Raw genomic sequence first — 3381 nt, 5'->3', positions numbered from 1 at the left:
GTCCCGATGCGGCGCGCCACGTATGATTCACGCCCCCGGGACAGCCCGGGCCACCGGAGAGGTGGCAGAGTGGTTGAATGTACCTGACTCGAAATCAGGCATACGTTAATAGCGTATCGAGGGTTCGAATCCCTCCCTCTCCGCCAGTTTCAAGAAAGCCCCCGCAAGGGGGCTTTTGCGTTTCCGTCACCGTGATGGGCGCGGATCGCCGTTGGGGACGGGCGTAGAATGGCCTTTTGCGCCGGAGCCCTCCATGTCCGAGATCCTCGTCCCCGTGTCCTTCGGTGAGCTGTTGGACAAGATCGCCATCCTGCAGATCAAGTCGGAACGCATGAGCGACCCGGCCAAACTGGCGCACGTGCGCGACGAACTGGCGGCGCTGGAGAAGACCTGGATGGCCCATCMCGTGGCCGGCCACGACATCGTCGAACTGCGCGCCCAGCTGAAAGCCGTGAACGAGCGCCTCTGGGTGGTCGAGGACGAGGTACGGCTGAAGGAAAAGGCGCAGGCCTTCGACGACGACTTCGTCCGCCTCGCCCGCAGCGTCTATTTCGACAACGACGAGCGCGCCCGCATCAAGAAGGCGATCAACCTGGCCCTGGGCTCGAGCTACGTGGAAGAAAAGTCCTACCAGGACTACCGGACCGCGGGCGCGCCCTGACGGCGATCAGCCTGCGAGATCGTGCCGGCGTCGCTCGAAGGCGGCGATGCCATCGTCCACGGTGATCAGGGCCATGACGCCGTCGTGCTCGATCTTCGTGCCCCACGCGAGTTCGGCGGCTGGCCTGCCCTTGTAGCGGCGCGCCGCGTCATCGTAGCGGTCCACGCAATAGCGCACCGTGGAATAGGGGCCGCTGCGGCGGGGATTGCTGGCCGCGTGCAGGCCCAGCACGGCGGCGCCCACGGCGTTGGCGATGTGCATGGGGCCGGAGTCGGGCGTCATCACCAGGTCCGCACGCGCCAGCAGGGCCGGCAACTGCTTCAGGGTGTCCTTGCCGACCAGGTCCAGCGCAGGTGACCGCATGGCGGCGATGATGCCGTCCGCTGTCCGCCGTTCCAATTCGCTGCGCCCCCCGCACACCACCACGCGCCATCCCTGCGAGGCAGCGTGGTCGGCGACAGCGGCGTAGCGGTCCGCATACCAGTTGCGACGTTCGTGGCTGGAACACGGCGAGATCACCAGCGTCCGCCGGCCGTCCTCGGGCCACTGCGCACGCGCCCATGCGTGCGCGTCGGACGGTACCGGCAGGTCCCAGCGCACCTCGGTCTGGTGCAGGCCCAGCGGTTCGCAGAAACTGCCGATCGCATCGAGCACGTGGATACCGGGCCTGTCGGGAATGCGTTCGTTGATCACCAGGCCATGCAGGTCCTTGGAACGACGGCGGTCGTAGCCGATCCTTCGCCGGGCCCGGATGAAGGCCGACAGCAGGTTCGCGCGCAACGCCACCTGCATCTGCAGCAGCGCGTCGAAGCGTTCCCCCGGCAGTTCCCGGCGCAAGGCGCGCATGCCGGCCAGTCCTGTCTTCTTGTCGTAGGTGTGGAAGGTCACGCCTTTCAGCCCTTCGAGCAGCTTGAATCCGCCCTTGTCGATCACCCAGTGCAGCGGCAGTTGCGGCCACTGCCGCTGCAGCGTGCGCACGAGGGGCACGACGTGGGTCACGTCGCCGAGTGCGGAGAGTCGGAGCAGGCAGAGCGATGAGGGAATCATGGGATAACTATTGTTAGACTCGCTGGATGGTCGGATTTGACGCCTCGGAATCCCTGACGCCGTTCCGCGAAGGCAGCGGATATGGCGCGATTCTGTTCGACCGCAAACACCTGCGGCAAGCGGATCCCGACTGGTTCCAGCCCGAGAAGTGGGGCGAACGCGCCCGCCCGGTGGACAGTGGAGGGCGCGGCAGCGCCTGGTTCATCGATGCCCCGTCCAGCCAGTGCGTGCTGCGTCATTATCGCCGGGGCGGCCTGGCGGCGCGTTTCAGCCGGGACCGCTATCTCTGGCATGGGCCGGACAAGACCCGCAGTTTCGCCGAGTTCCGGCTGACGCGTGCCCTGCTGGCGCGCGGCCTGCCGGTGCCAAGGCCGGTGGCGGCCAGCTACGTGCGCGACGGGATGTTCTACCGTGCGTCGATCCTGCTGGAGCGCCTGATGGAGGTGCGCACGCTGGCCGACATCGCCGACCAGGCCGAGGGCCATGCGCCATGGGAGAGCACGGGCCGCCTGGTGGCGCGCTTCCATCGTGCGGGCCTGGACCATGCCGACCTCAATGCGCAGAACATCCTGTTCGATGCGGGCGGTCATGGCTGGCTGATCGATTTCGACCGGGGCCGGCTGCGCATTCCCGCCACCGCGTGGCGCGAACAGAACCTCGCACGGCTCAAGCGTTCCCTGCTCAAGTTGCGCGGTGCGCGCAGCGAGGATGAAGTAGGCGTCGACTTCGCGCACCTCCGCCGTGCCTACGACCATGCCTGGTCGCGGGGGTACTGACGTGGCGTGGATGCTGCGGTTCCTGGGTGTGGGTAACGCCGGTGCCGTCGAGCTCGGCTCGGCGATGGCAACGCTGGAGCGCGACGGCCGGCCATGGCTGACGATCGACTGCGGCGGCGAAGGGTTGACCGCATACCAGTCGCGCCATGGAGGCATGCCCGAGGCGCTCTTCATCACCCATGTGCACCTCGACCACGTCGCGGGCATGGAAAGGTTGTTCGTCGCCAGCTATTTCGACGCTGCACGGCGCGGGAAGGTCCGCCTGTACGTGCCGGCGCCCCTGGTGCCGCTGCTCCACCAGCGCATCGCCAGCTATCCCAACGTCCTGGCAGAGGGCGGCGCGAACTTCTGGGACGCGTTCCAGCTGATCCCGGTCGGTGACGCGTTCTGGCATGACGGCTTGCGACTGGACGTGTTCCCGGTGCGCCACCATTGGCCGGAAACGGCGTTCGGCCTGCGCCTGCGGGGCAGCGTGGTGTGGACCGGCGATACGCGGCCCATCCCCGAAATGCTGGCGCGCCATGCGAACGCGGGCGAACTGATCGCCCATGATTGCGCATTGCACGGCAACCCGTCGCACAGCGGCATCGACGATCTGGAACGCGAGTATCCGCCCGCGCTCCTGGCCCGCTGCGTGCTGTACCACTATGCGAGCGAAGCGGACGCGCACGCCCTTCGCGCACGCGGCCACCGTGTCGCCGTGGCGGGCGAGGGATTCGCGCTGGCGGACCCGCTGCCGACCGTGCTGCCTTGAACGCCATCCCGCTCCCGCGCGATCTGCTGGGCCGTCCCCTGCATGACCTGCGGCTTTCCGTCATCGATGCCTGCAATTTCCGCTGCGGCTACTGCATGCCGGCCGATCGCGTGCCCGAGGACTATGGGACCGATGCCTCGCAA

General features: G+C 67.5%; 4 protein-coding genes, 1 tRNA gene and 1 pseudogene. 5 read left to right on the top strand and 1 reads right to left on the bottom strand.

The annotated features are described in order from the left end of the window. The first annotated feature begins 55 nt into the window (after positions 1 to 55). Together AC04L7_RS14950 and AC04L7_RS14945 are read left to right on the top strand one after the other, a co-directional pair. Positions 56 to 146: transfer RNA gene (locus tag AC04L7_RS14950), tRNA-Ser, on the top strand. Positions 147 to 253: 107 nt separating this feature from the next. Further along, positions 254 to 661: a DUF6165 family protein gene (locus tag AC04L7_RS14945; RefSeq protein WP_475513304.1), complete on the top strand. Its 408-nt coding sequence runs from the start codon at positions 254 to 256 to the stop codon at positions 659 to 661. Positions 662 to 667: 6 nt separating this feature from the next. On the opposite strand, the gene AC04L7_RS14940 is transcribed toward AC04L7_RS14945, so the two are convergent. Continuing rightward, positions 668 to 1708, bottom strand: a complete 1041-nt coding sequence (locus tag AC04L7_RS14940; protein WP_435997736.1) for a glycosyltransferase family 9 protein — start codon at positions 1706 to 1708, stop codon at positions 668 to 670. A gap of 26 nt (positions 1709 to 1734) precedes the next feature. On the opposite strand from AC04L7_RS14940, the gene AC04L7_RS14935 reads away from it, so the two are divergent. From AC04L7_RS14935 to AC04L7_RS14925, 3 genes and pseudogenes are all read left to right on the top strand, one after another. Further along, on the top strand, positions 1735 to 2484 hold the full coding sequence (locus AC04L7_RS14935; protein WP_299341684.1) for a 3-deoxy-D-manno-octulosonic acid kinase: 750 nt from the start codon (positions 1735 to 1737) through the stop codon (positions 2482 to 2484). 1 nt (position 2485) lies between these two features. Further along, positions 2486 to 3238, top strand: a complete 753-nt coding sequence (locus AC04L7_RS14930; RefSeq protein WP_299341687.1) for an MBL fold metallo-hydrolase — start codon at positions 2486 to 2488, stop codon at positions 3236 to 3238. Next, positions 3235 to 3381, top strand: a pseudogene (locus tag AC04L7_RS14925) (GTP 3',8-cyclase MoaA); the annotation flags it as partial. The gene AC04L7_RS14930 and the pseudogene AC04L7_RS14925, both read left to right, overlap by 4 nt.

Source organism: Pseudoxanthomonas sp. LjRoot204_2 (assembly GCF_056175765.1).
This window is presented reverse-complemented; position numbering and strand designations above follow the sequence as displayed.

Excerpts from the sequence above, each read along its gene's own strand:
- AC04L7_RS14940 (WP_435997736.1), bottom strand. The coding sequence starts at position 1,708 with ATGATTCCCTCATCGCTCTGCCTGCTCCGACTCTCCGCACTCGGCGAC.
- AC04L7_RS14935 (WP_299341684.1), top strand. The coding sequence starts at position 1,735 with ATGGTCGGATTTGACGCCTCGGAATCCCTGACGCCGTTCCGCGAAGGC.